We start from the raw sequence: 4,009 nt of genomic DNA on the forward strand, positions 1-4,009 counted from the left end.
GATCCCACCGGGCGGCGCCCCCGGGTGGTGGTGATCAGCCCGCCCTTCCTCTCCCACGCCCGGCCGATGTCCGTGTTCGCCCACGCGCTGCGTCGGGCGGGCGCCGAGACGACCGTGGCCTGCGGACCCGACTTCGCCCATCTCGCCGAGGAGGCGGGGGTGGGGTTCGCGGAGTTGAGCGTCACCCGGAACGCCAACACCGGCATCGCCGAACGCACCACCCAGGCCGCCGGTGAGGCGGCCCGCCTGACGGAGTTCCTGGACGCCACCCGGAACGGGGCGGTGTCGGCGCTGCTCGCCCAGGCCCGTCACCGGCGGGCCGACCTGCTGGCCGACCCCGACGGGGTGCGCGAGCGAATCGCCGCGCTGCACGCGCGGCTGCGTCCCGACTGGTACGTGGTGGACCTGCTCGCCTACTCCGCCACGCTGGCCCTGCACTGCCTGGACCTGCCCCATGTCACCTTCTGTCCCGGCCACCCCGGCTACCTGCCACCGGACGACACGGCATGGTTCGGGATGCCCGCCGTCTGGCCGCGCGCGATCCGGCCGGACCGCGCCGAACTGGAACGACTGCGGGATGCGGTGATCGGGAACGACCGGGCGTTCACCGAACTGTTCGCCGGGGTGGTGCGACGGGTCGCGCCGCACCGGCCGGTGCCCCACCGGGCGTTCGCGCTCTGCTCACCGCACGCCGTGGTCCTCAACTACCCGGACCTGCCCTGGCTGCCGGCCCTGCCGCCGGGCGCCGGCGAGGCGGTGCGCATCGGTCACTGCGCCGGCCTCGCGGAGCATCCGGCGGCCGGGGAACCGCTGTCGGCGGCGTGGGAGGAGCGGTTGGCCTCGATCGGTGCCGGGCCGGGCGGCCGGCCGCTGGTGCTCGTGGCGCTCGGCACCTTCCTCTCGGCCCGTGACGACGTGCTGCGGGCGGCGGCCCGGGGAATCCTGGCGCACTGCCCGGAGGCCGCGGTGGTGGTGGCCGCCGGGAATCGTGCCGGGGCGCTGCGCCCCCTCCTCGACCCCGGGGGTTCGGGCGGCGGCCGTCTGCTGGTGGCCGACTCGGTGCCGCAGCGCGCCCTGCTGGGCCGCGCCCGGGCGATGGTGCACCACGGCGGCAACAACTCCTTCACCGAGTGCCTGTGGGCCGGGGTGCCGGCGGTGGTGCTGCCCTTCTCCAGCGACCAGTTCGCCGTCGCCCACGACGCCGAGCGGGCCGGTGCGGGGGGCGCACCGGGTGCTGCGCCTCATGGCCGGGCGGCCGGGCACCCGGGTGGCCGGACCGCTCCCGGGAGATGACCCCGGGCCGCTCGGGTGGCGTGCCGACGATGACGGCGACGCGGAACCGGACATCGCCGTTCCGGCCGGCTGACCGGGGCGGGACCCCCCACACCCCGCCCGCCGGCCGGAGCGTCCGGCCCGGGTGGGTGTGGCGGAACCCGCCCCGGGTACGGGCGGGCCCGATGCCGCGGGATGGACCTCAGGCGTTGAGGGGGCCCCGGACGATGCTCTTGCCGGAGTGGTCCGGGCTCCCGTTGAAGGGCTCCTCCGAGACGTCCACCAGCGCGTACTCCCCCAGGTCCACGCCGTGCGGCAGCGGCAGCACGGCGGTGCCGTCCCCATCCAGCACCCCGATGGGGATGAGCTTGCCCGCGCCCTCGTCCATCAGCCAGACCTCGAAATACCCCGAGGTCTCCGGGAGTCCGCGCACACTGATGACCAGGGCGTGCCCCGTCTCCTCGGCCCCGTCCAACCGGATCCGGCCCACCGCCGGCAGGTCCACTCCCTCCGGCGGGTCGATCCGCACGTACTCCGCCGCGTACTCGGCGGTGGGCGTGTCCGCGGGGCCGGCCTCCCGGCTCATCTGCCACCAGGTGCCGGCGCTGCCGATGAGGACGCCGGCCGCCAACGAGGCGGCCACGGCGAACAGCAACGGACGGCGCCGGGGAGCGGGAATCGGCACCGGGGAAGCCGGCCGGGGCCCGTTCGCGGGCGGGCCGGAGCGGGCGGGCGGCACCGTGCCGGTGGAGGGCGTGGAGGTGCCGCCGGCCTCCCCGGCCGGCCCGGCACCGTGCACGGCACCGGCGCCACCCTCGCGGGCGAACGCCTCCTCGCCGTCACCTTCAACGACCTGGCCACCGGGGGCGAGCACGCCCGCGTCGCGCGGATCGCCGAACTCGAACGCGCCCGCGCCATCGCCGAGAACCCCCGCCTGCACCACGTGGTGGTCACCGGCGGGGTGGAGACCCTGCCGTTCGTCGGCCTCGACCCCGAGGGCATGCGGCTGACCGACGAACCCGCCCCCTCCCTGGTGAGCGCCGCCCGGCACCGCGCCCGTCTCGCCGCCGGCAGCGCCGACCACCTCGTCGGACACGGCGCCCGCGAGGTCCTCGACGCCCACCCGGCCCGGCTCGCCGACCTGGTCCTGGGGCGACAACGCCGCCACCTCGTGCGCACCATCATGGCCCTCCGTCACGGCGACGGGGGGCATTCCGTCGCGGGACCCCTGGCCCTGTACCGGGCGGCCCGCCGACTCGCCCGCACCTCCTACCGGGAGGGCGTCACCGGCGTCGCCGTCCGACTGCGGCACGCCGCCCCGGACGCCGCCGACACGGTCGACCCGTTCGCCGACCCCTTCGGGGTGGCCCCGACCGGCCGCCGTGCCCCGGACGCCGGACCCCTGGGCGCCTCCCTCAGCTGGGCCCTTCCCGGGCCCGCGGCCCGCTGGCTGACCGGCGAGACCCTCGCGGAGGTCTCCTTCCGGCTGGAGGCCGCCGCCACCCGCTCCCGGCCCGCCGGCCGCGACAGCCACCCGGGCGCCCAGCGCGCCCGCGCCGCCCTGGTCCGGCGCGCCGCCGACCACCGGGTGCTGGAACAGGCCGTGGAACTGCACCACCAGCGCCTGCACGCCCCCTTCTACGACAACGCCGTCGTCCGCGCCGGCCGGTTGCTGCCGGAGACCCTGCGGATACAGCCCGGCGCCCGGCCGGAGATCCTGCGCGAGGTGCTCGCCGGGGCGGGTGTCCGCGCGCTGCCGCCCGGCTGGGGTGCCCCGGCCCGCGCCCTCCAGACCGAGGCGACCCGCCTCGGCCTGCGCACCGCCCTGGGCGACCTCATCGACCTCTTCGACGCGCCGCTGCTCGCCGACGCCGGGCTGGTCGAGGCCAGGGTCGTCCGCCGGGCGTTGCGCGCCGCCGCCGAGGAGGAGCCGGTGCCGCTGGAGGGCATCGCCGAACTGGTCTCCACCGAGCTGTGGTTGCGGCGACTGACGACCCGGCGCGGCTCGTGCTGGACCACCGAGGGCAACCGGGAACCGCGTGCCGTCGCCGGAGGCGTCACCCGCTGACGCCCCCGACGACGGCCGGGGCACGGGCGCGGCGGTCGGTCCCGGAATCCGGGGCGGTGGGCCGGAAGGGGCATGCCGGTCACGCCCCCTGCGGTCCGCCCGTCAGCCGCAGTCCAGCTCCGAGTCGGCCCAGGTCACGGGAGTGAGTGCGCCGAACGGGCCCCGGGGGCGGGCCTCCAACCGCACCGTGTCCACTCCGGTCAGGTCCACGGCCACCGGCACCGCGGCGGCCCCCGCCGTCACCGTGCCCGATCCCCACACGGGGATCCCGTCGACCAGCACCCTGAACTCCGCCGCGCCCCGGTCGGTGGGCGCGGTGTCGTCCACCCCCACCCGGGCACGCAGTGTCGAACAGGGGCGGTTGAGGTCGATGATCATCGTGGAGGACGCCGACACGGTGATGCCGTGCGCGTGGGGCACCCCGCCGATGGACGGCTGGGAGCGCGGCAGGAAGGCACTGCCACCGAGCAGGCGCAGGCGCGGCTCGTCGGCGCCGGTCCCGGGGAAGCCGGGAAGCAGATGACGGAGTTGATACGTGCGCGGCTCGGGCTGGGGTTCGGGTTCCGGTTCCGGCTCCGGCTCGGGTTCCGGTTCGGGCTGGGGTTCCGGTTCCGGTTCGGGCTGGGGTTCCGGTTCGGGTTCGGGCTGGGGTTCCGGCTCCGGTTCGGG

Annotated in this window: 3 protein-coding genes and 1 pseudogene; 2 read left to right on the plus strand and 2 right to left on the minus strand. The window is 76.9% G+C overall.

Going from position 1 to position 4,009, the window contains the following annotated elements; all coding sequences use genetic code 11:
- On the plus strand, window positions 1–1,293 hold a 1,293-nt coding region (locus FNQ90_RS14955; protein WP_228471213.1), incomplete at its 5' end, for a glycosyltransferase.
- A 181-nt stretch (window positions 1,294–1,474) separates the two neighbouring features.
- Here FNQ90_RS14955 and FNQ90_RS14960 read toward each other — a convergent pair.
- Entirely contained in the window at window positions 1,475–1,957 is a 483-nt protein-coding gene (locus FNQ90_RS14960; RefSeq protein WP_407699370.1) for an anti-sigma factor, read from the minus strand.
- On the opposite strand from FNQ90_RS14960, the pseudogene FNQ90_RS14965 reads away from it, so the two are divergent.
- A pseudogene (locus FNQ90_RS14965) lies at window positions 1,850–3,340 on the plus strand (asparagine synthase-related protein); the annotation flags it as partial. The gene FNQ90_RS14960 and the pseudogene FNQ90_RS14965 sit on opposite strands and share 108 nt — an antisense overlap.
- A gap of 102 nt (window positions 3,341–3,442) precedes the next feature.
- On the opposite strand, the gene FNQ90_RS14970 reads toward FNQ90_RS14965, so the two are convergent.
- Window positions 3,443–4,009, minus strand: a 567-nt coding sequence (locus FNQ90_RS14970) for an NPCBM/NEW2 domain-containing protein (RefSeq protein ID WP_182606837.1), incomplete at its 5' end; no start/stop codon positions are given.

It is taken from the genome of Streptomyces alkaliphilus (genome assembly GCF_014141535.1).
In the GTDB taxonomy this organism is placed as follows: domain Bacteria; phylum Actinomycetota; class Actinomycetes; order Streptomycetales; family Streptomycetaceae; genus Streptomyces; species Streptomyces alkaliphilus.